Origin of the sequence: Stenotrophomonas sp. PUT21, from assembly GCF_052232875.1 — a bacterium.
Lineage (GTDB): Bacteria > Pseudomonadota > Gammaproteobacteria > Xanthomonadales > Xanthomonadaceae > Stenotrophomonas > Stenotrophomonas maltophilia_N.
Genome location: NZ_CP197645.1, coordinates 3097055 through 3122897 on the forward strand (window position 1 = coordinate 3097055; position 25843 = coordinate 3122897).

At 67.0% G+C, this 25843-nt stretch carries 25 protein-coding genes; 7 read left to right on the plus strand and 18 right to left on the minus strand.

Annotation, left to right across the window (positions count from 1 at the left end):
• Positions 1 to 4: 4 nt before the first annotated feature.
• The 8 genes from ACTT2I_RS14070 to ACTT2I_RS14105 form a co-directional block, all read right to left on the minus strand.
• A complete protein-coding gene (locus ACTT2I_RS14070) occupies positions 5 to 466 on the minus strand; it encodes a DUF4381 domain-containing protein (RefSeq protein ID WP_421099059.1) in 462 nt (153 codons plus the stop codon).
• On the minus strand, positions 463 to 1386 hold the full coding sequence (locus ACTT2I_RS14075; protein WP_421099058.1) for a DUF58 domain-containing protein: 924 nt from the start codon (positions 1384 to 1386) through the stop codon (positions 463 to 465). Before ACTT2I_RS14075 ends, ACTT2I_RS14070 begins: the two co-directional genes overlap by 4 nt.
• 5 nt (positions 1387 to 1391) lie before the next feature.
• Positions 1392 to 2414, minus strand: coding sequence for an AAA family ATPase (locus ACTT2I_RS14080; RefSeq protein WP_088432739.1), 1023 nt, complete (start codon positions 2412 to 2414; stop codon positions 1392 to 1394).
• 139 nt (positions 2415 to 2553) lie between these two features.
• Positions 2554 to 4530: a type IV pilus secretin PilQ gene (locus tag ACTT2I_RS14085; protein ID WP_088432738.1), complete on the minus strand. Its 1977-nt coding sequence runs from the start codon at positions 4528 to 4530 to the stop codon at positions 2554 to 2556.
• 20 nt (positions 4531 to 4550) lie between these two features.
• A complete protein-coding gene (locus ACTT2I_RS14090) occupies positions 4551 to 5045 on the minus strand; it encodes a pilus assembly protein PilP (protein ID WP_226956626.1) in 495 nt (164 codons plus the stop codon).
• A gap of 38 nt (positions 5046 to 5083) precedes the next feature.
• Positions 5084 to 5758 (minus strand): type 4a pilus biogenesis protein PilO, encoded by a 675-nt coding sequence (locus ACTT2I_RS14095; protein ID WP_088432686.1) that lies wholly within the window; start codon positions 5756 to 5758, stop codon positions 5084 to 5086.
• A complete protein-coding gene (locus tag ACTT2I_RS14100; protein WP_088432685.1) occupies positions 5755 to 6588 on the minus strand; it encodes a PilN domain-containing protein in 834 nt (277 codons plus the stop codon). The genes ACTT2I_RS14095 and ACTT2I_RS14100 overlap by 4 nt, the downstream gene beginning before the upstream one ends.
• Positions 6588 to 7646, minus strand: a complete 1059-nt coding sequence (locus ACTT2I_RS14105; RefSeq protein ID WP_019183880.1) for a pilus assembly protein PilM — start codon at positions 7644 to 7646, stop codon at positions 6588 to 6590. Before ACTT2I_RS14105 ends, ACTT2I_RS14100 begins: the two co-directional genes overlap by 1 nt.
• A 223-nt stretch (positions 7647 to 7869) precedes the next feature.
• Between ACTT2I_RS14105 and ACTT2I_RS14110 the strand changes: the two genes are divergently transcribed.
• Complete coding sequence (locus ACTT2I_RS14110) at positions 7870 to 10296, plus strand: penicillin-binding protein 1A (protein ID WP_088432684.1); 2427 nt, start codon at positions 7870 to 7872, stop codon at positions 10294 to 10296.
• A 132-nt stretch (positions 10297 to 10428) separates the two neighbouring features.
• Positions 10429 to 11076: a hypothetical protein gene (locus ACTT2I_RS14115; RefSeq protein WP_088432683.1), complete on the plus strand. Its 648-nt coding sequence runs from the start codon at positions 10429 to 10431 to the stop codon at positions 11074 to 11076.
• Positions 11077 to 11092: 16 nt separating this feature from the next.
• Here ACTT2I_RS14115 and ACTT2I_RS14120 read toward each other — a convergent pair whose 3' ends face one another.
• Positions 11093 to 11857 (minus strand): alpha/beta fold hydrolase, encoded by a 765-nt coding sequence (locus tag ACTT2I_RS14120; protein WP_421099057.1) that lies wholly within the window; start codon positions 11855 to 11857, stop codon positions 11093 to 11095.
• A 51-nt stretch (positions 11858 to 11908) separates the two neighbouring features.
• Here ACTT2I_RS14120 and ACTT2I_RS14125 point away from each other — a divergent pair, with 51 nt between their 5' ends.
• Positions 11909 to 12739 carry an AraC family transcriptional regulator gene (locus ACTT2I_RS14125; RefSeq protein ID WP_443096693.1) on the plus strand — a complete coding sequence of 277 codons (831 nt, stop codon included), beginning with the start codon at positions 11909 to 11911 and terminating at the stop codon, positions 12737 to 12739.
• Between the two features lie 103 nt (positions 12740 to 12842).
• Here the strand turns inward: ACTT2I_RS14125 and ACTT2I_RS14130 are convergent, their stop codons facing one another.
• From ACTT2I_RS14130 to ACTT2I_RS14170, 9 genes are all read right to left on the minus strand, one after another.
• Positions 12843 to 14120, minus strand: a complete 1278-nt coding sequence (locus ACTT2I_RS14130; protein ID WP_088432680.1) for a citrate synthase — start codon at positions 14118 to 14120, stop codon at positions 12843 to 12845.
• A 316-nt stretch (positions 14121 to 14436) separates the two neighbouring features.
• Positions 14437 to 14697: a type B 50S ribosomal protein L31 gene (locus ACTT2I_RS14135; RefSeq protein ID WP_019183873.1), complete on the minus strand. Its 261-nt coding sequence runs from the start codon at positions 14695 to 14697 to the stop codon at positions 14437 to 14439.
• Positions 14698 to 14809: 112 nt separating this feature from the next.
• Positions 14810 to 15745, minus strand: coding sequence for a nucleoside hydrolase (locus ACTT2I_RS14140; protein ID WP_421099055.1), 936 nt, complete (start codon positions 15743 to 15745; stop codon positions 14810 to 14812).
• An 87-nt stretch (positions 15746 to 15832) separates the two neighbouring features.
• Positions 15833 to 17944 (minus strand): ATP-dependent DNA helicase RecG, encoded by a 2112-nt coding sequence (gene recG, locus ACTT2I_RS14145; protein ID WP_421099054.1) that lies wholly within the window; start codon positions 17942 to 17944, stop codon positions 15833 to 15835.
• Position 17945: 1 nt separating this feature from the next.
• Complete coding sequence (locus ACTT2I_RS14150) at positions 17946 to 18338, minus strand: RidA family protein (protein ID WP_088432677.1); 393 nt, start codon at positions 18336 to 18338, stop codon at positions 17946 to 17948.
• A gap of 128 nt (positions 18339 to 18466) precedes the next feature.
• Positions 18467 to 20626 carry a RelA/SpoT family protein gene (locus ACTT2I_RS14155; RefSeq protein WP_070425831.1) on the minus strand — a complete coding sequence of 720 codons (2160 nt, stop codon included), beginning with the start codon at positions 20624 to 20626 and terminating at the stop codon, positions 18467 to 18469.
• Between the two features lie 157 nt (positions 20627 to 20783).
• Entirely contained in the window at positions 20784 to 21083 is a 300-nt protein-coding gene (gene rpoZ / locus ACTT2I_RS14160; RefSeq protein WP_005410877.1) for a DNA-directed RNA polymerase subunit omega, read from the minus strand.
• A 112-nt stretch (positions 21084 to 21195) separates the two neighbouring features.
• Entirely contained in the window at positions 21196 to 21861 is a 666-nt protein-coding gene (gene gmk / locus ACTT2I_RS14165; protein ID WP_088432676.1) for a guanylate kinase, read from the minus strand.
• A complete protein-coding gene (locus tag ACTT2I_RS14170) occupies positions 21858 to 22718 on the minus strand; it encodes a YicC/YloC family endoribonuclease (protein ID WP_088432675.1) in 861 nt (286 codons plus the stop codon). Before ACTT2I_RS14170 ends, gmk begins: the two co-directional genes overlap by 4 nt.
• A gap of 120 nt (positions 22719 to 22838) precedes the next feature.
• Between ACTT2I_RS14170 and rph the strand changes: the two genes are divergently transcribed.
• Genes rph through hemW form a run of 4 tightly spaced genes read left to right on the plus strand, consistent with a single transcriptional unit; the run spans position 22839 to position 25760 of the window.
• On the plus strand, positions 22839 to 23567 hold the full coding sequence (rph, locus tag ACTT2I_RS14175) for a ribonuclease PH (protein WP_088432674.1): 729 nt from the start codon (positions 22839 to 22841) through the stop codon (positions 23565 to 23567).
• A complete protein-coding gene (locus tag ACTT2I_RS14180) occupies positions 23564 to 23953 on the plus strand; it encodes a VOC family protein (RefSeq protein WP_088432673.1) in 390 nt (129 codons plus the stop codon). The genes rph and ACTT2I_RS14180 overlap by 4 nt, the downstream gene beginning before the upstream one ends.
• The gene (rdgB, locus tag ACTT2I_RS14185) at positions 23950 to 24543 is read left to right on the plus strand and encodes an RdgB/HAM1 family non-canonical purine NTP pyrophosphatase (RefSeq protein WP_421099052.1); all 594 of its coding nucleotides are present in this window, start codon (positions 23950 to 23952) and stop codon (positions 24541 to 24543) included. Before ACTT2I_RS14180 ends, rdgB begins: the two co-directional genes overlap by 4 nt.
• Positions 24543 to 25760, plus strand: coding sequence for a radical SAM family heme chaperone HemW (gene hemW, locus ACTT2I_RS14190; RefSeq protein ID WP_421099051.1), 1218 nt, complete (start codon positions 24543 to 24545; stop codon positions 25758 to 25760). The genes rdgB and hemW overlap by 1 nt, the downstream gene beginning before the upstream one ends.
• The last annotated feature ends 83 nt before the right edge of the window (positions 25761 to 25843 follow it).

Here is a 25843-nt window from a genome sequence, read left to right on the forward strand (position 1 = left end):
GCGATCATCGGCGCCGCTCCGTCAGCAGCGACAGATAGCGGCGGCGGGCGAGCACGCGCAGCCGCTGCACCGCCTCGGCATCCACATTCGGCCGATAGCCGCCGTCGAGCAGCAGCGCGCCGTCGCCCTCGGAAAAAGCGCGGCTGTTCTTCTCATCCAGGAAGGCGAGCCACTCGCTGCCCTGCAGACGCTCGGCACCGGGCTGGTACTGACGTGCCGCGCGGCGCAGCAGCTCGGCGATCGCCGCCACCTCCAGCACCGGCGAGCCGGCCTGGGCGACCTGTGCGTCGAACAGGTCCAGCCAGCGCTGGCGTGCACGCCGCCGGCGCCATTGCCAGACCCAGATCGCCGCGACCACCAGCACGATCACGGCGAACACCAGCCACCAGCCTGGCGCGGGGGGCCACCACGGCGGTGACGGCGGCAGCTGCACATCGCGCAGCGGCAGCGAGGCAGCGGCGCTCATGCCACCACCGCGGTCGGCAGCGGACTGAGCCAACTGTCGCTGGCGTCGTCGGTGGCCACCACATGCACCTGGATGCGGCGGGCGGCCAGCGCCGTCTGCAGCGCTTCCAGGGGCGCGACGAAGCGTTCGCGCCAGTGTTCCCGTACCGAGGCACTGCCCAGATCGAGCAGCACGCGACGGCCCTGCGAAAGAAACGGCAATGCATCGGCCGGCGGTACCAGCTCCAGCGGATCGACCAGCAGCATCACCACCACCTCGTGGTGCATGGCCAATGCGGCCCAGCGGGCACTGCTGATGGTGGCGGCGCGGGCCGGATCGGCCAGCACCACCACGCGGGCACCGGGGCGCAGCAGACGGGCCGCCTGCTCCAGCGCGCGATCCAGGCCGGCATCTTCGGCAGGCGGTTCGGCGTACCAGCGGGTCAGGGCATCGAGGACGCGCAACACCCCGCGGGTGCCGCCGGCCGGGGCGATCGGCGGCTCCTGGGTGCTGCCACGCACCGCGGCCAGGCGATCGCCCTGGCGCTGCGCCAGCCACGCCGCGACCGCACCGACGCGCGCGGCCTGCACGGATTTGAAGCGGACCCGGGTGCCGAAATACAGCACCGGATCGGTATCGGCGACCAGCAGGGTCAAGCGCTCGCGCTCGGCCTGGAACAGTTTGGTGTGGGCCCGCCCGGTGCGCGCGGTGACGCGCCAATCGATATGCCGCGCATCGTCACCCGGTACATAGTCGCGGGACTCGGCGTACTCCATGCCACGCCCACGCGCAGGCGATGGCGCACTGCCGGCATGACCAAGACGGCCACGGCGTGCCGGCGGTGCGCGATGCGCACTGCGGCGCAGCGCCACCAGCTCGGCCAGACTCGGCCGCAGGCCATCGCCCTCGAGTGGCGTGGCGGTCTGCACGGGCATGTCCATCGCGCTCAGGGCGCCGGCACGCGGGCCAGCAGCTCGGCGACAAGACGCTCGCCATCCCACCCTTCGGCGGTGGCTTCATAGCTGGGCAGCACGCGGTGGCGCAGCACATCAGGCGCGACGTTGCGCACGTCTTCGGGGGTGACGAAGTCACGGCCGGCCAGCCAGGCGCGCGCACGGGCGCAGCGCTCCAGCGCGATCGAGCCACGCGGGCTGGCGCCCCAGGCGATGCGCCGGGCCAGGGCCGGGTCGTAGCGCGCGGCATCGCGCGAGGCCAGCACGATCTCGATCAGGTAGCGCTCCAGTGCCGGGGCGACGTGCAGCGACAGCACCGCCTTGCGCGCGGCGAACACATCGCTCAACGGCATGCGCGCCGGCGCGGCGGCCGGTGTGGACAGCGCCTCGCGGGCGCGTTCGCGGGCCAGGCGCAGGATCTCGGTCTCTGCCTCCGAATCGGGATAGCCGATCCGCACATGCATCAGGAAGCGGTCCAGCTGGGCTTCGGGCAGCGGGAAGGTGCCTTCCTGCTCGATCGGGTTCTGCGTCGCCATCACCAGGAACAGCGAGGGCAACGGATAGGTATGGCGGCCCACGGTCACCTGGCGCTCACCCATCGCTTCCAGCAGCGCGGACTGCACCTTCGCCGGGGCACGGTTGATTTCGTCGGCCAGCAGGATCGGATGGAAGATCGGACCGGGTACGAATTCGAAGCGGCCTTCCTGCGGGCGCCAGATCTCGGTACCGGTCAGATCGGCCGGGAGCAGATCCGGGGTGAACTGCACCCGTGAAAAATCCGCATCCAGCCGGGCGGCCAGCGCACGGATCGCGGTGGTCTTGGCCAGGCCGGGGGCACCTTCGACCAGCAGATGGCCATCGGCCAGCAAGGCGGTCAGCAGGCGCTCGACGAGCGCGCTCTGGCCGACGATCTCGGACGACAGGCCGTCGCGCAGCGTGCGGAAGGCAGCGTGCAGACGGTCGTGCTCCACCGGAGCGGGCGTGGGGGTATCGGGCATGGGGGGCGGCAGATTCATGGCATCCATGTGACCCCCACGGTGGGCAGAGGTTCCATCGCCATGATGGCAGGACAGCGCCGGTTACGACATCAAGATTGGCTGAACGCAGAAAGGGCCGCACGTGGCGGCCCTTTCGTCAGTGCAGCGATGATGCGGCTCAGTTGACGGCCGGATTGGCCTTGGCCACGCGCAGCACCTTCGGAGTCACGAACACCAGCAGTTCGGCCTTGTCCTTGTTGCGGCCGCGCTTCTTGAACAGATTGCCCAGGAACGGCACGTCGCCCAGGAACGGCACCTTGTTGACGCTGGTGCGGTCGGTGAACTCGTACACGCCACCGATCACCACGGTCTGGCCGTCGTCCACCAGCACCGCGGTGTTCACTTCGCGGCGGTTGATGGTCGGGACCTGGCCGTAGCCTGCCAGCAGGATGTAGCTCTCCACTTCATCCTTCTTGACCGCCATGTTCAGGAACACACGGTTGTCGTTGGTGATGGTCGGGGTGACCTTCAGCTCCAGCACGACTTCCTTGAACTGGACGTTGGGCTGGGCCGCGGCGCCGGCCGCACCGCCACCACTGATGGTGACGTAGCCGATTTCCTTACCCTGCTTGATCACCGCTTCGCGCTGGTTGGTGGTCACCACGCGCGGGTTGGAGATCACTTCGCCGCGCGATTCAGCCTGCATCGCCGAGAGCTCCACATCGAGCAGATAACCGGCGTTGAGGATCGACAGCGCCAGCGAACCGGGGTTGTTGACCGCTGCCACCGGCAGGTTCCAGTTCAGGCCTTCAGCAAACTTGGTCGCGCCGCGGACCGGGATCGCGCCGGTGCGGCCACCGGCCACCCACTCGTTGATCGCCTTCTGGTACTCGGTGTCCTTGGTGGCGCGGTCGTTGATGTTGTTGTGGTTCTGATCGGTGTTGGCCCCGAAGAACACATCCTGGCGGCTGCCACTGATGCCGAACTTGGCACCGAGCTCACGCGCGAAGGTATCGGTGGCGATGACGATGCGGCTTTCGATCAGTACCTGGTCAACCGGGCGGTCAATCACGTTGATCAGCTCACGCATCCGCGCGATCTTCTTCGGGATGTCGCTGATCATCAGCGTGTTGGTGCGCTCGTCGGCCACGATGCGGCCGCGCGAGGACAGGAACCCGCTGTCTTCCTGCGAGCTGCCGCCACCGCCGCCGCTGCTGCCGCCGATGCCCTTGGCTTCGGTCAGCGCTTTGAAGATCGCCCCGGCGTTGTGGTAGTTGATCTGCACGTAATCGGTGACCAGATCCTCGCGGTTCTCGATCGCGATGCGCGCGTCTTCCTTGTCCTGCTCGAACTTGGCCAGCTCCGGCTGCGGCGCCACCCAGATCACGCCGCCATCGCGGCGCTTGTCCAGGCCTTTGGCCCGCAGCACGATGTCCAGCGCCTGGTCCCACGGCACGTTGATCAGGCGCAGGGTCACGTTGCCCTGCACGCTGTCGGAGGCGACCACGTTGAGGTTGGACTCCTCGGCGACCAGCTGCAGCACGGTGCGCACCGGCACGTCCTGGAAGTTGAAGGTCACCGGCTTGCCGCTGTAGCCGCGCTGGCCCAGTGCCGCTGCGGCCTGGCTGACCGAGGTGGCGGTGACCGCCCCCGTCGCCGGGGCGGCCTGGCGCGGGCTGATCTCGACCACGTATTCGTTGCCGCTCTGGTAGGCCAGCGACTCGAACGCTGTGTTGGTGTTGAGCACCAGCTGGGTGCCGCCGCCATACGGCTTGGGATCAATGCGCTGCACCGGCGTGGCGAAGTCGGTCACGTTGATCGACTTCTGCAGGTTTTCCGGCAGGCGCGCGTTGCCAACGTCGATGACGACGCTGTTGCCCTGGCTGCGCAGATCCGGGCTGGCGCCCTGACCGTCGAACTGCAGGATCAGGCGGCCGGCGCCGTCGTCGCCGCGCTTGAAGTCGATCTTGGACACCGACAGCGAGGCCGGCGCGGTCGCCGGGGCGGTGGTGGCCGCCGGCCTGGGCACTGCGCCGCTGGGCGTGGCCGCCATCAGCGTGCCGTTGGCCACCATGAGCGCGACTCCCAGCGCGCACAGGTGGAGCAACTTCTGGCGCCGGACGGAACGCAGCCGCATGGCGTTGGAAAAGGTCATCGTGCTATCCCCATAATCATTCATTGATCTTCAAGCGCGAGCGTTGCCGGCCGTTCCAGCCAGCCACCCGCGCCATCCGGCACCAGTTCAATCAGCTCAATCCGGTCCTCGAAGACCCCGGTCACCCGCCCGTCGCTCTGCCCCAGATAGACGCCCGGACGCACCCGATAGGTGACCTTGTCCGGTGCCATCACCAGCACGACGAGTCCGCCCCCACGGCCGATCGAACCCACCATGTCCAGGCTGTCCAGCGGGAAATCTTCCAGCGGCTCCTTGCGGCGGTTCGGATCCGGACGCAGCCCTGATCCCCCTTGCGGATTGGTCCAGGCGTCGGTGAACGGGTCGCGCATCCCCTGCGCGGAATATTCAAATGTCTCGAACTGCTGCATCACCGGCAGCGGTTCAAGCGGCGGTGCCGGGCGTGCACGCACGTCGGCCACCCACTTCTCCAGGTTCGGGGCGTCACCGGGCGTGCTGGTCACGCCGCGTGCGCAACCGGCCAGCAGCACCACCATCAGCAGGCCGCCCACCCGTGCGGTCGATGTCAGGCCGCTCATTTCCGGCCTCCCTTCGCAGCCTTTTCTCTCTCGGCAGCGGCCTTCTCCTGGGCTTCCATCTCCACGTCATCCAGGTAACGGTAGGTCTTGACCGTTCCGGACAACTCCAGCGCACCGCTGCGGGCGGTGATGCCGGTCTTGGGATCCTTTGGCTTGAGGTTGATGTCGTGCATGGTCAGGATGACCACGCGCGGCAGCGAGGCCACGCCGCTGACGAACGCGCCGAACTGGTGATAACTGCCCACCATGCGCAGGGCGATCGGCTTTTCGGCGTAGAACTCCTTGGGCTGCTCCGCACCGGGCTGGAACAGCTCGTTGGACAGGCCGCTGGACAACGCGGTCTGCGAGATGTCGATGATCAGGTCCGGCATTTCGGTCTTGCTGGGCAGCTGGCGCAGCATCTGCTGCAGCACCTGCTCCATCTGGGTCAGCTGCTGCTTGAGCGGCTCCAGGTTGACCGCACGCCCCTGTTCCTTCTCGAACTCGGCCCGCAGCTGGGTCTCGGTGCTTTCCAGCGAGGCCAGGTCATCGCGCTTGCCGCTGATCAGCAGGAACCAGGCCATGATCACGATGAACAGCGCCAACAGCGCGCAGAACACGACCTTGGCCTTCTGCGGCCAGTTGCCGATGTTGTTGAAGTCCAGCTCTTTGAGATTGATCTTCTGGCTCATGCGGCGGCCCCCTTCTGGGCCGGGGCCGGCGCCGCCGGTTGTGCAGGTTGCGCGGAGGGCGTGGGCGGCACGATGCGGCTGTTGCCGGCCGGCTTGGCCGGATCGGCGGCATCGGGCGAAGCCGGTGCATCCGGCGCGGGGGCCGGCGACAGCGGGGCCACCGGTGCCACCGGCGTGGCACCCGGCGGTGCGGGATCGGCGGTCGGCTCGATCACGCTGCCATCGGCCGCCAGCTCGGTGACGCTGCTCTGGGCCGGCAGGTTGACCTTGACCACGAACATGTACGGCAGCGACTTGATGTCCACCACCGGGCCGCTGGCGGCCGGGGCCTTGTCACGCTCCGGCGCCTTGGCTTCGATGATCGACAGCTCCGGGTTGGTCATCCAGCCCGAGCTTTCCAGGTTGCGCATGTAGGCACTGACACGGGCATTGGACTGGGTGCGGCCTTCCAGGGTCAGCACGTCGCCCTCCTGCTTGAGCGTGGTCAGCACCACCCCGTCCGGGATGGTCCGCACCAGCGCATCGAACAGATGCACCATCTGCGAGCGCTTGGCCTGCAGTTCCTCGATCACGGCCTTGCGGGCCAGCAGGCGATCCTTCTGGCGGTCCAGGCGCTCGATTTCCTTGTTCTGCTCCTTGACCTTCTGGATCTCGGCCTGCAGGAAGGTATTGCGGTCGCTCTGCCCGCTGACCTGACGGTCGTAGTAGAACCAGATCAACAGCGAGAGCAGCAATCCACCGAGGGCGGCGGCACCGAGCATGGCGTAGAAGTCGCGCTGGCGTTGCTTGCGCCGTTCGGCGCGCCAGGGCAATAAATTGATGCGCGCCATCAGTCAAAGCTCCTCAGCGCCAGACCGGTGGCGATCATCAGCGCCGGGGCATCCTGGGCCAGGGCATGTGCCTGCACCTTCGGGCCCAGTGTCATCTGTGCCAGCGGGTTGGCCACCACGGTGGCCACGCCCAGCTGCTCTTCCACCATGTCCGGCAGCCCGGTCAAGGCCGCGCAGCCGCCGGCGAGCACGATGTGATCGACTCGGTTGAACTCGCTGCCGGCATAGAAGAACTGCAGCAGGCGGCTGATCTGCTGGACCGTGGCTTCCTTGAACGGCTCGAGCACTTCCATCTCGTAGCTTTCCGGCAGCCCGCCCTGGCGCTTGGCCAGGCCGGCTTCTTCGTAGGTCAGCCCGTAACGGCGCATCACCTCGTCGGTCAGCTGCTTGCCGCCGAACACCTGTTCGCGGCTGTACAGGCTGCGGCCACCGCGCAGGACGTTCAGAGTGGTCATGGTGGCGCCGATGTCCACCAGCGCGACCACGCCATCACTGGCCACCGGCAGTTCGCTGGCGACCAGGGCAAAGGCGTTCTCGACCGCGAAGGCCTCCACGTCCATGACCCGCGCCACCAGCCCGCCCAGTTCAAGTGCCGACTGGCGCAGCTCGACGTTCTCTGAGCGCGAGGCGGCCAACAGCACCTGGACCATTTCCGGGTTGTTCGGAATCGCACCCAGCACTTCGAAATCGAGGTTCACTTCCTCGATCGGGTACGGGATGTAGTTGACCGCCTCGAGCTCGACCTGGGCTTCCATGTCGTTCTCATCCAGATCGGCGGGCATCGGGATCAGCTTGGTGATCACGGCCGAGCCGGCCACGGCGGCGGCGGCATGCCGTGCCTTGGTTCCGGAGCGGTTCACGGCACGTCGAATGGCCTCCCCGACCGCTTCGACCTCCACGATGTTCTTTTCCACGACCGCATTCGGCGGAAGTGGTTCCACAGCGTAATGTTCCACGCGGAAACGATTGCCGCTGCGGGATAACTGCAACAGCTTTACTGCAGTCGAGCTGATATCGACGCCGATAAGAGGCGACTGGCTTTTTGGGATAAGCCCCACGGTTTCTCCCCTGCCGATGGGCACTTGGACGCAGAACCTGCGACCGCGCATTAATAACGTTTTTTTTGCAAATCGCAACCGTCAAGCTGTAAAACGAGCACTACTGCTCGTTTCACGCGTCCCCAGACGGTGATCGACTGCTCTCCCCGGGAACAACCCCAGCCGTTCCCTTGCGTAATCTATACTCTGCGACCACGAAATTCGCAATCGGAATCTCTCACTGATGACACGTCTTCGCCGTTGGCTGCGCTGGATGCTGGTCGCGTTCCTGGTCCTGGCACTGATCGGTGCGGCGGTTGCAGGAGGCCTGTACTACGCCGTCTCCTCCAAGCTCCCGGACGTGCAGACCCTGCGCGACGTAGAGATGCAGGAGCCCATGTACGTCTATGCCAGCGATGGCAAGCTGATGGCGGTGTTCGGCGAGACCCGGCGCACCCCCATCACCATGAAGGACGTCCCCGAGCGCCTCAAGCAGGCCTTCCTCGCCACCGAGGATGCGCGCTTCTACGAGCATGGCGGCGTGGACTACAAGGGCATCGGCCGCGCGGTCTGGCTGCTGGCCACCACCAACGACAGGCGCGTGCCCGGTGGCTCGACCATCACCCAGCAGGTCGCCCGCCAGTTCTTCCTGAGCTCGGAATACAGCTACACCCGCAAGCTGGCCGAGATCCTGCTGGCCCGCAAGATCGAGAGCGAGCTGAGCAAGGACGAGATCTTCGAGCTGTACCTCAACAAGAGCTTCTTCGGTAACCGCGCCTATGGCGTGGCCGCCGCGGCCGAGTTCTATTACGGCAAGAAGCTGGGCGAGCTGGACCTGGACGAAATGGCCTCGCTGGCCGGCATCCCCAAGTTCCCCTCCTCGGGCAACCCGATCAGCAACCCCGAGCGCGCCCGCGAGCGCCGTGACTTCTATGTGCTGCAGCGCATGGCCAGCCTGGGCTTCATCTCCCAGGCCGAGGCCGATGCGGCCAAGGCCGTGCCGATGCACGCCACCGCGCATGAGCCGCCGGTCCAGGTGGAGGCGCCCTACGTGGCCGAACTGGTCCGCCAGGAAATGATCGCCCGCTTCGGCGGCGACGTGGTCAACAAGGGCTACCACGTGACCACCACGATCAACGCCGAGCTGCAGACCGCGGCCAACCTGTCGGTGCGCGACGGCCTGCTGGCCTACGACCACCGCCATGGCTGGCATGGCGTGGAGCAGCATGTGGAGGTCCCGGCCGACGCCGATGCCGCCGCGCTGGCCCTCAAGCTGGCCGGCATCCCGGCCCAGACCGGCCTGCTGCCGGCGATCGTGGCGGCTACCGCTGCCGATGGCAGCGCCACCGTCGTGCTGGGCAACCGCAGCGAAGTGGTGCTGCCCGCCAGCGCCGCCCGCTGGACCAACAAGACCCCGGCCAAGCTGGTCACCCGCGGCGACATCGTGCGCGTGCGCGCCGGCGAAAAAGAAGGCGAGTGGCTGCTGGACCAGATCCCGCGTGGCCAGGCCGCCCTGGTCTCGCTGGACGCCGAAAACGGCGCCCTGAAGGCGCTGGTCGGCGGCTTCAGCTTCTCCGGCAACAAGTTCAATCGTGCCACCCAGGCGCGCCGCCAGCCCGGCTCGAGCTTCAAGCCCTTCATCTACGCGGCCGCCTTCGACAAGGGCTTCAACCCGGCCTCGATCGTGCTCGATGCCCCGGTCGTGTTCCGCGATCGCCGCGGCAAGACCTGGTCGCCGCAGAACGACGGCGGTGGATTCCGTGGCCCGATGCGCCTGCGTGAAGCGCTGGTGCAGTCGCGCAACCTGGTCTCGGTGCGCCTGCTTGATGGCATGGGCGTGGACTACGCGCGCAAGTACATCAGCGAGTTCGGCTTCGCCGAGGCCGAGCTGCCGCCGAACCTGTCGATGTCGCTGGGTACCGCCTCGCTGACCCCGCTCTCGGTGGCGCGTGGCTATGCGGTGTTCGCCAACGGCGGCTCGCGCGTGGACACCTGGCTGATCGACCGCGTCACCGACCGCGACGGCGTGGAAGTATTCAAGGAAAACCCGGCCGTGGCCTGCCGCGACTGCGCCGGCACCAGCGGCGTGCCGGTCAGCCAGGTGGTGGACGGCTTCAACTTCGGCTCAGCCCCCGCGGCCAACACCGCACCGGCCAAGCCGCAGCAGGCCACCACGGCTGCGGTTGAAACGCCGGCGCCGGTGAATCCGGATGCCAAGGTCGCCCCGCGCGCGATCGACGCCCGCACCGCATACCAGCTGAACTCGATGATGCGCGACGTGGTCCAGCGCGGCACCGGTACGGCGGCCAAGGTGCTCGGCCGTGAAGACGTGGGCGGCAAGACCGGCTCCACCAACGATCACCGCGATGCGTGGTTCTCCGGCTTCGGCGGCCCGTACGCCACCACGGTGTGGGTCGGCCGCGACGACTTCCGCTCGCTCGGCTACCGCGAGTACGGTGGCCGCGCCGCCCTGCCGATCTGGATCGAGTACATGCGCGTGGCGCTCAAGGACACCCCGATCGCGCAGAACGAGCCGCCCTCGGGCATGGTCCAGGCCACGCTCAATGGCGCGACCGAGTGGGTCAAGGTGGAGGACATGGAGAAGCTGGAGGAGTACGACTTCAACAGCCACACCCCGCAGGCCGACGACGCCGCGTTCGATATCTTCTGACCGCATGCGCCGGCTCCGCCCGGCGCCGCGATGGACGACAGGCCGGGCATTGCCCGGCCTTTTTTTTCAGCTCTACCCGCCTGTCACATCGCCGGTGTACATTGCCGTGCAGGTCGCCAAGGAGTACCGGTCATGCATCGAGCCCGTCAGCATGCAGCCACGCAGACCCGTGAGCGCCGCCACCAGCTGGCGCATGAAGCGGCCCGCCTGATGGCCGAAGGCGGCATCCGCGACTACCACCAGGCCAAGCTCAAGGCCGCCACCCGGCTGGGCATCCACGACGATGCCTCCCTGCCCCGCAACACCGAGATCGAAGACGCCCTGCGCGAGTACCAGCGCCTGTTCGCCGGTGCCGACCATGGTGCGCAGCTGCGCCAGCGCCGCGAGGCCGCCCTGCGCGCGATGGATTTCCTGCAGGGTTTCTCACCGCGGCTGTGCGGCCCGGTACTGGACGGCACCGCAGATGCCAACAGCCCCGTGCAGCTGCAGGTGCACAGCGACGACGCCGATGCCGTGCAGCGCTATCTCGACGAACATGGCATCCCGGCCGAATCACGCACACGGCGGTTGCGGCTGGACCGCGAACGCAGCCTGGATGCGCCGGTCTGGGTATTCAGTGCCGAGGACCTGACCTTCGACATCGCCGTGCTGCCCTATGACGGCCTGCGCCAGCCGCCGCTGTCGGCGATCGATGAGAAGCCGATGCGGCGGGCGTCGGCGGCGCAGCTGCGCGAGCTGCTGGCCGACGGCGAGATCGAGGGGTATCTGGGCCGTCGCTGAGCTCCGTTCGGCCGCGTCATGAGCCGCCGAACGGGACGAGGAACTGCTCGATGCCCGATACCAGGGCCAGCGGCGTTTCGTTCATCGGGTAGTGCCCGGCGTTGCCGATCACCTCGATGGAGGCGTTTGCATAGCGGCGCAGGTAGGTTCTTTCCATCAATGCCGCGTTGAACACCGGGTCGTGCTCACCGACCAGCACCTTCACCGGGTGGCGGCCGACGATCTCCGCGCTGAAGTCGGTGTCCGCCCAGGCAGGGAAGTAGCCTGCGAACGCCTCCGGCGACGCGCGCTGCATTGAATACTGCGCTTTCCAGTCCAGCCATGTGTCGGGCAATCGTCCGCCGGTGCTGCGATCGATGATGCCGCGGCGGATGTGCGCACTTCCGGCGGCCGCTTCAAGCAACTGCCGCGTCGCCGGATCGTAGGCAATGCCACCGCACGGCACGGGCGCCACGGCGACCAGCGCGCGCACGCGATCTGGCGCGAGCACCGCGATCCGCTCGATGGCCATGCCGCTCATCGAATGCCCCACCAGACTGAAGGTCTCGATGCCCAGCGTGTCGGCCAAGGCCAGCGCGTCGTTGGCGATCTCGTCGATGGTGTAGTCACCACGCACATCGCGCATGCCACCGTAGCCGCGGCAGTCCATGAAGACGTAGCTGAAGGCCTCGCCGCACAGCCACGGCTCGATGGGTTCGAAGGCATGGGCGTCGCCAAACCAGCCGTGCAGGACCAGGACAGGATGGGCACCAGTGCCGACGCGATGAAAGGTAGTGGGCATGACTGCACCGTGCGCGCGTGAGGGTGGGCCGCGATGTTAGGACGGCGGCGCGTGGCCCGCCGTCGATCCCAGGCCGATGACGATAGAATCCGGGCCATGCGCAACACCCTGCTCGATCCCTTTGAAGACCTGCCGCGCGCCGTGGTGGTCACCGCCAACGACTACGCCGCTGGATCCGTCTTTCCCGACCACGCGCACCGGCGCGGCCAGTTTGCCTTCGCCTCGCGCGGCACCATCAGCCTCACCACGCCCGAGGGGCGCTGGCTGGTGCCGCCACAGCGTGCCTGCTGGGTGCCCGCGGGCGTCGCGCATGCGATGACCATGCGCGGCCCGGTTACGATGCTCAACGTGTTCGTGGCAGCGGAAGAAGTGGAGGCCGTCCAGCTGCCTGCGCGCTGCTGCGTGTACGGCGTCTCGGCACTGCTGCGGCACCTGCTGGACGATGCCGTCGACCTGCCGGCGCTGTACGACGTGGACGGTCGTGCCGGCCGGTTGATGCAGTTGCTGGTTGCGGAGATCGCCGCGATGCCGCGGCTGTCGCTGCATGCGCCGCTGCCTCGCGATCCTCGCCTTGCACGCGTCTGCCAGCAGATGTTCGATGCGCCCTCGATTGCCACCGCGCTCGATCAGGTAGCGGCAGCGGCAGGCATGAGCCGGCGCACGTTCACCCGTCAGTTCCGCGCGGAAACCGGGGTGGGTTTCGCCGAATGGCGCCAGCAGGTCTGCCTGCTCGCCGCCATCGAACGCCTGGATGCGGGGCTGCCGGTCACCCGGGTCGCGCTGGACCTGGGATACGCCAGCCCGAGCGCGTTTTCATCGGCGTTCCGTCGTGTCCTCGGCCAAGCGCCCAGCCGCTATGTGGAAACGCGGCCGGCGACGTAGAAACGCCGTCGATACGCACCGGTGCGCGTCATCGACGCACGGACGGACAGGCAAAAAAAACGCCCCGCAATGCGGGGCGCTTTCATCACGACCTACCGGGCGATCAGCCCTGGTAGTCGCGCACGTCGCTGCCGGTGTAGACCTGGCGCGGACGGCCGATCTTCATTTCCGGATCGACCTGCTGTTCCAGCCAATGCGCGACCCAGCCGGAGGTACGGCCCAGGGCGAACATGACGGTGAACATTTCGGTCGGGATCTGCAGCGCCTTGTAGATGATGCCGCTGTAGAAATCGACGTTCGGGTACAGCTTGCGGGCGACGAAGTAGTCGTCCTGCAGCGCGGCCTGCTCCAGCTTGACGGCCACGTCCAGCAGCGGATCCTGCACGCCCAGCTGCTTGAGCACCTTGCCGGTCATCTCACCGATGACCTTGGCGCGCGGGTCGAAGTTCTTGTACACGCGGTGGCCGAAGCCCATCAGGCGGAAGCCGGAGGTCTTGTCCTTGGCCTTGAGCACGGCCGATTCGACGTTGTCGGCCGAACCGATCTCTTCGAGCATCTTCAGCACGGCTTCGTTGGCACCGCCGTGGGCCGGACCCCACAGCGCGGTGACGCCAGCGGCGACCGACGCATACGGGTTGGCACCGGTCGAACCGACCAGGCGCACGGTCGAGGTCGAGGCGTTCTGCTCGTGGTCGGCATGCAGGATGAACAGCAGATCCAGTGCCTTGACCACGTCCTGGTTCAGCTCGTACTGGCCATCGGCGGACTCGAAGGTCTGCTTCAGGAAGCGGCTGACGTAATCCAGCGAAGTATCCGGCTTGTTGGCCGGCAGGCCCTTGCCGTGGCGGTAGATCAGGGCCGACAGGGTCGGCACCTTGGCGATCAGGCGCACCGCGGCGTGGCGACGCTGTTCGGCGTCGGACAGGTCCAGCGAGGCGTGGTAGATGCCCGACAGCTGCGCGATGGCGGCGGTCAGGATGGCCATCGGATGGGCATCCTTGGCGAAGCTGCCGATCAGCGTGTTGATCGACGGATCCACATCGGCTTCGGCGGCCAGCTCGTCGGTGAAGGCCTTCAGCTGCTCGGCGCTCGGACGTTCGCCATTGATCAGCAGGTAGGCCACTTCGACGTAGCTCGACTTTTCCGAGAGCTGCTCGATGGGATAGCCGCGATACAGCAGCACGCCCTTGTCACCGTCGATATAGGTGATGGCGGACTTGCAGCTGGCGGTGGCGGTGAAGCCGGAGTCGTACGTGAAGAGACCGGTTTCCTTGGTCAACTTCGAGATATCGACGCAATCGTTGCCGAGCGTGGGTTTGATGACTGGCAGAACAACCGACTTGTCGCCGGCGTTGAGCGTGACCTGATCAAGATCGGACACTGTGTGCGCTCCTCGAGGGAAGGCGCCCGCCCAAGCGCATGGGTCAGGCACGTGAAGGAAGTCCACGATCGTTATCGTGGATCCCGCCATTATCGCACAGCAACATTTTCGACGCCCTAGGACGGAAGTCGTAGAGACCGGTTCGAGGGCGGGCCGGAGGCCCTGTTCCAGCCGCCCCAAGGCGCGACGCCCGATCGCGGACACAGCGTTCCGTCGGCGGGGCGTGTGGGCCTCACCTGGCGTTCAGCAATCCGGAAACAACAAAAAACAACGGCCGCCAAGGCGACCGTTGTTTTCATGCAGCTGCGTTGACAGCTCAGGCCGCGGTAGGCGCCGGCTTGCCGAAACGCTTCTGGAACTTGTCGATACGGCCGCTGGTGTCGATCACCTTGTGCTTGCCCGTGTAGAACGGATGCGAAGCCGAGGAGATTTCAACCTTGACGAGCGGGTACTCGTTGCCGTCTTCCCACTTGATCGTGTCCTTGGTGGACATGGTCGAACGGGTCAGGATCTTGAAATCAGAGGTAACGTCGTGGAAAACCACGTCGCGGTAAGCAGGATGAATATCGGCCTTCATGGGCGCGCACCGTAATAAGGGCTGGTGGTCAAGAGCGGCATTATAGTCCCGGCCACCGCAAAGGGCAAGCCGGGTCCATCAACCGTGCGAAAGGTCCGCCGCAGCGGCGTCGTCAGACGCCGAGTGCCGCCCTCACCTGGGCCTCGAAGCGACCCTGGTCGTAGGCCATCAGCAGCTGGGTGTTGTCAGGCTGCCCGGTCTGGCGGTTCCAGTCGACAATGGTAGCACCCCGGCTGTGCACACCGGCCAGTTCCACGTTCAGGGGGCGGGATTCGACCCGCAGCGCACCTTCCGGCTGCAGCGCCCAGGCCATCGCCAGCGCATCGGCGGCGTACCAGCGCTCGCCACGGCTGTCTTCGGACCACAGGCGAGTCTGGCGCGAGATCAGCTCGTAGAAACGGGCCTTGTCGCTATCGGCCGCCAGCCACTGCTCGACGTCCGCATGCAGCAGGCCGTGGGCGACGGTGGCTTCCCAATCCGCCACTTCGATGTGCGGGAAGCCGGTGAACGCGATGTGCGCCGCCTCCGGATCGAAGGCGATGTTGAACTCGGCGGCCGGGGTGATGTTGCCGTGGCAGGTCACTGCCCCGCCCATCACCAGGAAGCGCTTCACGCGCTGCGGCAGGGTGGGATCGAGCTTCAGGGCCAGGGCCAGGTTGGTCAGCGGGCCGAGCGCGACCAGGAACAGTTCGCCGGCGTATTCGTGCGACAGGCGCAGGATCGCCAGCGCGGCGTGCTCGGCCTCGGCCTGGCGCTTGGCGGCCGGCAGGTTCACATCGCCAAAGCCATCGGCGCCGTGCACATGGGCGGCATCGACGGAGGGGTGCAGCAGCGGGTCGGCGGTACCGGCGTAGACCGGCACGTCGTCGCGGCCAGCCACTTCGCACAGTTTCAGGGCATTGCGGACCGTGTGGTCCAGGCCTACGTTGCCGGCGGCGATGGTCAGGCCAACGATATCGTGGCGCTCATCGGCAAAGGCCATCAACAGGGCCAGGGCATCATCGACACCCGGGTCGGTGTCGATCAACAGCGGAATCTTCTTGCTCATCGTTGCCGTCTTGATAATCGGCAAGGGACTTTCGCACCCTGTCATGACAAATACAAGGCGGTGCCCTTGGCACCCTGCGGCGAGGCGTTATGCCGACGCGTAGCGCACGGCCGTGCCGATCCAGCGCCGCACGACCTGGTCGGCCACGTCGGGCGCCTCCGCCAGCAGGCGCTCGGCCAGGTCATGCACGCCCGGCAGCAGATCCGCATCGCGCGCCAGATCGGCCATGCGGAAGCCGGCCAGACCGGTCTGCCGCGTGCCCAGCAGCTCGCCGGGGCCACGCAGTTCCAGATCCTTCTCGGCGATCAGGAAACCATCGTTGGTCTGCCGCATCGTTTCCAGCCGCTCGCGCGCCATGTTCGACAGCGGCGCCTGGTACAGCAGCACGCAGCGCGACACGGCCGAGCCGCGCCCTACCCGGCCGCGCAGCTGGTGCAGCTGGGCCAGGCCGAGGCGCTCGGCATTTTCGATGATCATCAACGACGCGTTGGGCACGTCCACGCCCACTTCGATCACCGTGGTGGCGACCAGCAGATCGATCTCACCGGCCTTGAAGGCGACCATCGTGGCCAGCTTCTCGCTCGCCTTCAGCCGCCCGTGCACCAGCCCCACGCGCACGCCCGGCAACAGCGCCTGCAGCGATTCGAACGTGGCTTGGGCGGGCGTGGCATCCAGTTCTTCGCTTTCTTCGATCAGCGTGCAGACCCAGTACACCTGCTGGCCTTCGCGGCAGGCAACGGCGATACGCTCGATCAGTTCCGGACGACGATCATTGTTGAGCGCCACGGTCTGCACCGGCGTACGCCCGGGCGGCAGCTCATCGATCGCCGAGACATCCAGATCGGCGTATTCGGACATCGCCAGCGTGCGCGGAATCGGCGTGGCCGTCATCACCAGCTGGTGCGGCACGCTGCGCCCGTCCGCGCCCTTGTCGCGCAGTGCCAGCCGCTGGTGCACACCGAATCGGTGCTGCTCATCGACGATGGCCAGCGCCAGGTCCTTGAACACCACACTGTCCTGCATCAGCGCATGCGTACCGACCACCACCTGCGCCTCACCCGAGGCGACCTCGGCCAGCACCTTGGCGCGCGCCTTGCCGGTGACCTTGCCGGCCAGCCACGCAGTGCGCACGCCCAGCGGCGCCAGCCAGGCGCGAAGATTGTTCATGTGCTGCTCGGCCAGCAGTTCGGTCGGCGCGGCCAGCGCGACCTGCTTGCCCCGCTCCACCGCCAGCATGGCCGCCAACGCAGCGACCACGGTCTTGCCCGAGCCGACATCGCCCTGCACCAGCCGCAGCATCGGATGCGCCTTGGCCAGGTCCTTGCGGATCTGTTCGAACACGCGCTGCTGGGCACCGGTCAGCTGGAACGGCAGGCTGTCGCGCAGCTGTGCCACCAACGCGCCCTGCCCGCGCAGCGACGGCGCGTGATGGGCCTGCAAGGCCATCCGCTGACGGCGCAGACTGAGGTGATGGGCCAGCAGTTCTTCGATGGCCAACCGGCGTTGTGCCGGATGTCGGCCCGCGGCCAGCGCCGCCAGATCCGCATCCGGTGGTGGCCGGTGCACGGTCAACAGCGCACTGCGCAGCGAGGGCAGGCCCAGCCCGGACAACCAGCCGGCCGGCAACAATTCCAGCGTGGATTCTTCGGGCAACCGATCCAGCGCCAGCCCGATGAACTTCCGCATCGTCGCCGGGCCTACCCCCTCGACCGCCGGATAGACCGGATCGAGACTGTCACCGAGCTCGTCATCGTCAGTGCCGCCCATCACCCGATAACTGGGATGGACGATCTCCAGCCCGTGATGACCGGGCTTGGCGGTGCCGTAGCAGCGGATGCGCGTGCCCACAGCGAATTGCGAAACCTGCTGGGCGCGGAAATGGAAGAACCGCAGCACCAGCGTGCCGTAGGAATCATCCTCGATCGCCACCTTGAGCACCGGCCGATAGCGGAACCCGCGCTCCACCGCGCTCACCCGCCCCTCCACCTGCGCCGCCACCCCCGGCTGCAACTGGGCGATGGTGGTCAGCCGGGTACGGTCTTCATAGCGCAGCGGCAGGTGCAGCCACAGATCCTGCAGCGATGACAGGCCACGGGCGGCCAGCTTGATCGCCACCGCCGGCCCGATACCGGAGAGCATCGACAACGATGCCTCCCCGGCTGCGGCCAGCGCCGGTGCAGGAGCCCGTGACCGCGCCACGTCAGGCCTGGTCGAGCACCATCACTGCATCGACTTCGAAGTTGGCGGCCTTCGGCAGACCCGACACTTCGATGGTCGAACGCGCCGGGAACGGCGCCTTGAAGTAGTCCTGCATCACCGCATTGACCTTGGCGAACTCGCCCAGATCGGTCAGGTACAGGCCCAGACGCACGATCTGATCCAGCGAACCACCGGCCTCTTCGGCCACGGCCTTCAGGTTGTCGAACGCGCGGCGGGCCTGCGCCTCGATATCGCCCACACCGACAATCTCACCGGTGGCCGGATCCAGCGGAATCTGGCCGGAGAAATACACGGTATTGCCCGCACGCACGGCCTGCGAATACGGACCGATGGCCGCCGGGGCGTTGGCGCTGGTAATGATCTGACGGGACATGGGAGCTCCAGGGAACAAATAGGGGTCCTCCATTGTACCGCCGGACCCGCACAGCCGACGCCGCGGTCGAAGCCGATATCGAAGCCGAACGCCATGGTAGAGCCGACCGTTGTCGTACGGAACGCGGTTTACTGCCTGCGGACCGATTGCACGACCGACAACCGCCGCAGACGCCGCATCACTTCAGCCAGATGGTTCCGGTCACGCACCTGCACGTTGAAGCAGAGCACCGCCGCATTGAAATCGCGGTCCAGATAATCCACCCGCTCGATGTTGGAATGGCTCTGCGCGATCGCCGCCGCCAACTGCGCCAGCACGCCGGTCCCGTTCTCCACTTCCACGATCAACGACGTATCGTAATCACCCGACACCGTCGTATCCCACCCGATCGGCACCCAGCGCTCCGGCGACTTGCGCAGCTCGGCCAGGTTCGGGCAATCCAGACGGTGCACCACGATGCCCTTGCCGGCCGTGTGGTAGCCCATGATGTCGTCGCCCGGAATCGGCTGACAACAATTCGCGAAGCTCACCACCCCGCGCTCGCTGCCGTTGATCAGGATCTTCTCCTGCGAATGCTTCGAGTGCGCCCCACCGCGCAGCTCGGCATACGCCATCAACGCCTGCGCGGCCTGGTTCGGCATCCAGTTGCCCAGCGCCACTTCGGCCAGCAGGGCCTCCAGGCGGGGGTAGCGGTGTTCGGCCAGGAACGCATCCAGGCGCCCCTTCGGCAACCGCTCCAGCGAGCTGTCCATTGCCTCCAGCGCGCGGTCAAGCATGCGATGGCCCAGCTGCACCGCGTCTTCGTGCTCCAGCTGCTTGAGCTGATGACGGATCGCCGTGCGCGCCTTGGAACTGACCACGAACTCCAGCCACTGCGGCTTGGGCGTGGCCGAACGCGCGGTGATCACTTCCACCGTCTGGCCGCTGACCAGCTTGGTGCGCAGCGGCACCAGTTTCTTGTCCACGCGCGAGGCCACGGCCATGTTGCCCACATCGGTATGCACGGCATAGGCGAAATCCAGCGCCGTGGAATTGCGCGGCAGCGCCAGAATCTTGCCCTTGGGGGTAAACAGATAGACCTCGTCCGGGAACAGGTCCACCTTGACGTTGTCGAGGAACTCCAGCGACGAGCCGGCAGCCCGCTGCGAATCGATCAACTCCACGATCCACGCATGCGCACGGCTCTGCGCGCTGTTGGGCGAATCGCCACCAAACTTGTACGTCCAATGCGCGGCCACGCCGCGCTCGGCGATCAGGTCCATTTCTTCGGTGCGGATCTGCACTTCGATCGGCGAGCCGTAGGGCCCGAACAGCACCGTGTGCAGTGACTGGTAGCCATTGGCCTTGGGGATCGCGATGAAATCGCGGAAGCGCCCATCCAAGGGCTTGAAGGTGGCATGCACCGAGCCCAGCGCGTGATAACAGTTGGGCACGTTGCGCACCACCAACCGGAACCCGAACACATCCATCACCTGATCGAAGGATTTGTTCTCGTCGCGCATCTTGTTGTAGATGCTCCACGGCGTCTTGATGCGGCTGACCAGGCGGTGCTCCAGCCCTTCCTTGGCCAGGCGCTGGCTCAACTGCACTTCCACCTGCGCCATCGCCTCGCGGCGGACCACCGGCTGGCTGCGGATGTGCTTTTCCAGGATCGCGTGGCGCCACGGATACAGCGCCTTGAAACCCAGGTTCTGCAGCTCGCTCTTGACCAGGCTCATGCCCAGCCGCTGCGCGATGGGGGCGTAGATCTCCAGCGTTTCGCGCGCGATCCGGCCCCGCGCCTCGCGGCTCTGCGCGCCCAGCGTGCGCATGTTGTGCAGGCGGTCGGCCAGTTTGATCATGATCACGCGCAGGTCGCGCGACATCGCCAGCAGCATCTTGCGGAAGCTCTCGGCGGCCGCTTCCTGGCGGTCGCGGAACTTCAGCTTGTCCAGCTTGGTGACGCCGTCGACCAGCTCGGCCACGGCCTCGCCGAACTCGGCGGCCAGCTCCTCGCGGGTCAGCGGGGTGTCTTCGATGGTGTCGTGCAGGATCGCCGCGATCAGCGCCTCCACGTCCAGGCCGAGCTCGGCCAGTACCTGGGCCACGGCGACCGGATGGGTGATGTAGGGCTCGCCCGACTTGCGGGTCTGGCCAGCATGCGCGGCGGCGCCTACTTCCCAGGCGCGGCGCAGCAGCGGCAGTTGGTCGGGCGGCAGATAGTGCGCTGCGCGCTCAAGCTGGAGGACATAGTCGGGTACGGCCGCGCCGGCGGGCGTGGCGACCTTGGCAGTGGGGCCTGGGTTCATGCTCAAAGACTATGCCAGCGGCGTGATATCGGCAAACCCCTGAACAGGGAGTTTCACCTGCAACAACACGCGCGAACCGGATCCACCGGCCACCCAAACGAAACAGCCCGCCGAAAGGCGGGCTGTTGGCAGCAACAACAACGGACGCGCGAGGCGATCAGTCGTCGTTCTTGGACATGTCTTCGTCGGCGACGACTTCGGCAGCGGCCCATTCCAGTGCTTCACGCTCGGCACGCTCGCGCTCGGCCTTCTCGACTTCGTCGATCAGGGCGTTGTCGATCTTGCGGGCGGCAATTTCGCGCAGCGCCAGCACGGTCGGCTTGTCTTCGGTTTCGCTGTTGTCCAGGGTGGCCTGGACGCCATTGGCCAGCTGACGGGCGCGCTTGGACGCCATCATGACCAGTTCGAAACGGTTGTTCACGACTTCTAGACAATCTTCTACGGTGATGCGGGCCATGCGGGCTCCCGGCAGCCGGTGAGGGCTGCTCAATCGAATGAGGGAAAGGGGACGGATTGTACCGGCCAGGGCTGGACAAAATCAAGCCAACCGGCTAGCACCCCGTTGAGAATCAGTCAGTTGTGGCCGGGTCCTGGGTCAGCAGGGCCTGGATGAGGCCCGCGTGGCGGACCTTCTGGGCCTCCCGGCGCAGGCGGCTGGCCGTGAAGATCGCGCACAGCTCGTCCACTGCGGTCTCGAAAACCTCGTTGACGATCACGTAGTCGAAGTCGTTGAAGTGCAGCATCTCTTCACGTGCAGCGGCCAGGCGCTGGGCGATCACCGCCTCGCTGTCCTGCCCGCGCTTGCGCATCCGGTCCTGCAGCGCCTGCTTGGATGGCGGCAGGATGAACACGGTGACCGTGCCCGGGACCAGCTGGCGCACCTGCTGGGCCCCCTGCCAGTCGATCTCCAGCAGCACGTCCTGGCCGGCCGACAGCTGCGGCTCGACCGACTGCCGCGCGGTGCCCTTCCAGTCGCCATGGACCCAGGCATGCTCGAAGAAGTCGCCGGCGGCGATCATCCGCTCGAACTCCTCGGCGCTGACGAAGTGGTAGTGCTCGCCGTTGATTTCACCCGGGCGGGTGGCGCGCGAGGTGAACGAGATCGACAGGGCGATCTGCGGGTCGCGGGCCAGGGTGGCGTTGACGATGCTGCTCTTGCCGGCCCCGGAGGGCGCGGCCACGATGTACAGGGTGCCGCGCGCAGGCGCGCCGACGGGCGGGATCTGGCTGCTCATTCGATGTTCTGCACCTGTTCGCGGATCTGGTCGATCAGCACCTTCAGCTCGACGGCGGCGTTGGAGGTGCGGCTGTCCACCGATTTGGAGCCCAGCGTGTTGGCCTCGCGGTTGAACTCCTGCAGCAGGAAGTCCAGGCGGCGGCCGACCGGCTCGCGCTGCTTGAAGACGCGGCGGATCTCGGCGATGTGGCTGCCCAGGCGATCCAGCTCCTCATCCACGTCCAGCTTCTGCAGCCACATGACCAGCTCCTGTTCGGCCCGGCCGGGATCGACCGGGTGCGGCAGGTCGGCCAGGCGGGCGGCCAGCTTGGTGCGCTGGCCCTCGCGGATCAGCGGGATCAGGGTGGTGACCTCGGCGGCGATGCGCTCGATGCTGTCCACGCGCTCCTGGATCGCGGTGGCCAGCTTGTCGCCTTCACGCTCACGCGCGGCCACGAAGCCGTCCAGCGCCGTATCCAGCAGGGCCAGGGCCTCGGCATGCAGCGCGGCGGCATCCACGGCCTCGCCCTGCATCACGCCCGGCATCTGCAGCAGTTCGGTGAAGCTCACCTGCAGGCTCGGGAAGCCCGAGGACAACCGGGTCGCCAGCTCGCCGAGCTGGCCCAGCAGTGCATCGTTGACCACCAGCGCACCGGTGACCTCCGGCGCACGCAGGCGCATGACCAGATCGATCTTGCCGCGGCTGCAGCGCGAAGCGACGCGCTCGCGCAGTTGCGGCTCCAACGCACGCAGTTCTTCGGGCAGGCGCACGCCGACCTCCAGGAACCGGTGGTTGACCGAGCGCAGCTCACAGGCCAGCGTGCCCCAGCGGGTGGCGCGCTCGCCGTTGGCATAGGCGGTCATGCTTCGAATCATGCGGGTTTCCGGTGCTCTCAAAGTGCAAATGGTACCCTAGCGGTCCCCTTGGAGCCTCCTCGCCCGCCGGTCCCCGGCCCGGGCGCGGTCCCGCATCCCCCGTCTTATCGGAACTTGAGCATGACTGATTCCCGTCCCAGTGGCCGCCAGGCCGACCAGCTGCGCGAAGTGCGCATCGAGCGCGCCTTCACCCGTCACGCCGAGGGCTCGGTCCTGGTCAGCTTCGGCGAGACCCGCGTGCTGTGCACGGCCAGCGTGGAAAACCGCGTACCGGGTTTCCTGCGTGGCAAGGGCGAAGGCTGGGTGACCGCCGAGTACGGCATGCTGCCGCGTTCAACCCACACCCGTAACGACCGCGAAGCCGCCCGCGGCAAGCAGGGTGGCCGCACGCTGGAGATCCAGCGCCTGATCGGCCGCACCCTGCGCGCCTGCATCGACCGCGGCGCGCTCGGCGAGCGCACCATCACACTCGATTGCGACGTGCTGCAGGCCGACGGCGGCACCCGCACCGCGGCGATCACCGGCGCCTACGTGGCCCTGGTGGATGCCGTGAACTTCCTGATCAAGCGCGGCGACATCAAGCGCAACCCGATCTTCGGCGCCGTCGCGGCGGTGTCGGTCGGCGTGTACCGCGGCACCCCGGTGCTGGATCTGGATTACGCCGAAGACAGCGATTGCGATACCGACATGAATGTCGTGATGAACGACGGCGGCGGTTTCATCGAACTGCAGGGCACCGCCGAAGGCCATGCCTTCCGCCGCGATGAACTGGACGCGCTGCTGGTGCTTGCTGAAAAGGGCATCAAGGATCTGTTCGCCGCCCAGCAGGCGGCGTTGGCCCAGGCATGAACCGTCGCATCGCCCTGACCACCCTGGTGGTGGCCGACTACGACGAGGCGATCGCCTGGTATACCGGCGCGCTGGGCTTCAGCCTGCTCCAGGACATCGACCAGGGCGACAAGCGCTGGGTGGTGGTCGGGCCGGCCGACGGAAACGCGGCGGCGCTGCTGCTGGCGCGTGCCAGCAATGATGAACAGCGGGCGCGGATCGGCAACCAGACCGGTGGCCGGGTCGGCTTCTTCCTGAACACCGATGATTTCTGGCGCGACCACGCGGCGATGACCGCGCGTGGCGTGACCTTCCTCGAAACCCCACGCGAGGAGGTCTACGCGACGGTCGCGGTATTCCGCGATCTGTACGGCAACACGTGGGACCTGCTGGAGCCCAAGCAATGAAACTGGTCCTGGCCAGCGGCAACGCCGGCAAACTGAAGGAACTGCAGGCCATGCTCGGCGGCCTGCCGCTGGAGATCGTGGCGCAGGGCGCACTGGGCGTCAGCGACGTGCCGGAAACCGGCCTGACCTTCGTCGAGAACGCGCTGATCAAGGCGCGCCACGCCTGCCAGAGCACCGGCCTGCCCGCACTGGCCGACGACTCGGGCCTGATCGTGGACGCGCTCGATGGCGCGCCCGGCCTGTACAGCGCGCGCTATGCCGGCAGCCCGACCAACGATGCAGCCAACAACGCCAAACTGCTGGAGGCGCTGCGCGAGGTGCCGGCCGAACGCCGCACGGCCCGCTTCTATGCGGTGATCGTGCTGCTGCGCCATGCCGATGATCCGCAGCCGCTGATCTGCGAAGGCAGCTGGGAAGGCGTGATCATCGATGAGCTGCGTGGCAGCCACGGCTTCGGCTACAACCCGCTGTTCCTGGACCCGGTGCTGGCCCAGACCGCCGCCGAAATGGCGCCGGACCTGAAAAATGCGATGAGCCACCGCGCCAAAGCCCTGCAGCTGCTCAAGCAGAAACTGCTTGCCCTGCTCTGATGTCACACGACCACTGCTCCCACCTGCCCGGCGAAGCCTGCTCCGGCGATCACGACCCCGCGCCGCGGCTGGTGACGCCGCCGCTGGCGCTGTATGTGCATCTGCCGTGGTGCGTGCGCAAATGTCCGTACTGCGATTTCAACTCGCACGCGGCCAAGGGCGAACTGCCGTTCGACGCCTACATCGACGCCCTGATCCGCGACCTGGACCAGGACCTGCCGCTGGTCTGGGGCCGGGTGGTGAGCAGCGTGTTCTTCGGTGGCGGGACGCCGAGCCTGTTCCCGCCCGAAGCGATCGACCGCTTCCTGCAAGCCGCCTCGGCCCGGCTGCGCTTCGCGCCCAACCTGGAGGTGACCCTGGAAACCAACCCCGGCACCGCCGAGCATGGCCGTTTCGACCGCTACCGCGCGGCCGGGGTGAACCGGATCAGCTTCGGCATCCAGACCTTCAACGACGAGGCGCTCAAGCGCCTGGGCCGCATCCACGACAGTGGCGAGGCCGAGCGGGCGGTGAAGCTGGCGCAGGACGCCGGCTACGACAACTTCAACATCGACCTGATGTACGCGCTGCCGCAGCAGACGCTGGCCCAGGCCGAGCATGACCTGGAGCGCGCCTTCGCGCTGCAGCCCACGCATATGTCGCACTACCAGCTCACGCTGGAGCCGAACACGGTGTTTTTCGCGCGGCCGCCGCAGGGCATCCCCGACGAAGATTCGGCGTGGGACATCCAGGAGCACTGCCAGCGCCTGCTGGCCGAGGCCGGCTACGCGCAGTACGAAGTCAGCGCCTACGCAAAACCCGGCCGGCAGAGCCAGCACAACCTCAATTACTGGCGTTTCGGCGATTACCTGGGCATCGGCGCCGGTGCGCACGGCAAGATCAGCAGCGGTCCCGAACAGCACGTGCTGCGCCGCTGGAAGCACAAGCACCCGCAGACCTTTATGGACACCGCCGGTACCCTGGCCTCGATCGGCGGCGACGACGTGATCAGCGCCGATCGCCTGCCGTTCGAGTACATGCTCAACCTGCTGCGCCTGCATGAGGGCTTCGGCCTGAAGGATTTCGAATCGTGCACCGGCCTGGACCGCGCGCAGATCGCCACGCCGCTGGGTGTCGCCGTCGCCAAGGGCTGGATGACCGTCACCGGGGATCGCGCCACGCCGACCGAACTGGGCCGGCGCTTCACCAACGACGTCGTCGAGCTGTTCCTGCCCTGAGCGCCGTGCCGGCCGCTGGCCGGCGCCAGCACCACCCCGAGCGTGTCGCTTCTGGCAGGGACCGGGCGAAACCGTTAGATTCC

Bases quoted from the DNA above. Each gene is read 5' to 3' on its own strand.
- ACTT2I_RS14070 (WP_421099059.1), bottom strand. From the start codon at position 466: ATGAGCGCCGCTGCCTCGCTGCCGCTGCGCGATGTGCAGCTGCCGCCG.
- ACTT2I_RS14075 (WP_421099058.1), bottom strand. From the start codon at position 1,386: ATGGACATGCCCGTGCAGACCGCCACGCCACTCGAGGGCGATGGCCTG.
- ACTT2I_RS14080 (WP_088432739.1), bottom strand. From the start codon at position 2,414: ATGAATCTGCCGCCCCCCATGCCCGATACCCCCACGCCCGCTCCGGTG.
- ACTT2I_RS14085 (WP_088432738.1), bottom strand. From the start codon at position 4,530: ATGACCTTTTCCAACGCCATGCGGCTGCGTTCCGTCCGGCGCCAGAAG.
- ACTT2I_RS14090 (WP_226956626.1), bottom strand. From the start codon at position 5,045: ATGGTGGTGCTGCTGGCCGGTTGCGCACGCGGCGTGACCAGCACGCCC.
- ACTT2I_RS14095 (WP_088432686.1), bottom strand. From the start codon at position 5,758: ATGAGCCAGAAGATCAATCTCAAAGAGCTGGACTTCAACAACATCGGC.
- ACTT2I_RS14100 (WP_088432685.1), bottom strand. From the start codon at position 6,588: ATGGCGCGCATCAATTTATTGCCCTGGCGCGCCGAACGGCGCAAGCAA.
- ACTT2I_RS14110 (WP_088432684.1), top strand. From the start codon at position 7,870: ATGACACGTCTTCGCCGTTGGCTGCGCTGGATGCTGGTCGCGTTCCTG.
- ACTT2I_RS14115 (WP_088432683.1), top strand. From the start codon at position 10,429: ATGCATCGAGCCCGTCAGCATGCAGCCACGCAGACCCGTGAGCGCCGC.
- ACTT2I_RS14120 (WP_421099057.1), bottom strand. From the start codon at position 11,857: ATGCCCACTACCTTTCATCGCGTCGGCACTGGTGCCCATCCTGTCCTG.
- ACTT2I_RS14135 (WP_019183873.1), bottom strand. From the start codon at position 14,697: ATGAAGGCCGATATTCATCCTGCTTACCGCGACGTGGTTTTCCACGAC.
- ACTT2I_RS14140 (WP_421099055.1), bottom strand. From the start codon at position 15,745: ATGAGCAAGAAGATTCCGCTGTTGATCGACACCGACCCGGGTGTCGAT.
- ACTT2I_RS14150 (WP_088432677.1), bottom strand. From the start codon at position 18,338: ATGTCCCGTCAGATCATTACCAGCGCCAACGCCCCGGCGGCCATCGGT.
- ACTT2I_RS14155 (WP_070425831.1), bottom strand. From the start codon at position 20,626: ATGAACCCAGGCCCCACTGCCAAGGTCGCCACGCCCGCCGGCGCGGCC.
- rpoZ (WP_005410877.1), bottom strand. From the start codon at position 21,083: ATGGCCCGCATCACCGTAGAAGATTGTCTAGAAGTCGTGAACAACCGT.
- gmk (WP_088432676.1), bottom strand. From the start codon at position 21,861: ATGAGCAGCCAGATCCCGCCCGTCGGCGCGCCTGCGCGCGGCACCCTG.
- ACTT2I_RS14170 (WP_088432675.1), bottom strand. From the start codon at position 22,718: ATGATTCGAAGCATGACCGCCTATGCCAACGGCGAGCGCGCCACCCGC.
- rph (WP_088432674.1), top strand. From the start codon at position 22,839: ATGACTGATTCCCGTCCCAGTGGCCGCCAGGCCGACCAGCTGCGCGAA.
- ACTT2I_RS14180 (WP_088432673.1), top strand. From the start codon at position 23,564: ATGAACCGTCGCATCGCCCTGACCACCCTGGTGGTGGCCGACTACGAC.
- rdgB (WP_421099052.1), top strand. From the start codon at position 23,950: ATGAAACTGGTCCTGGCCAGCGGCAACGCCGGCAAACTGAAGGAACTG.
- hemW (WP_421099051.1), top strand. From the start codon at position 24,543: ATGTCACACGACCACTGCTCCCACCTGCCCGGCGAAGCCTGCTCCGGC.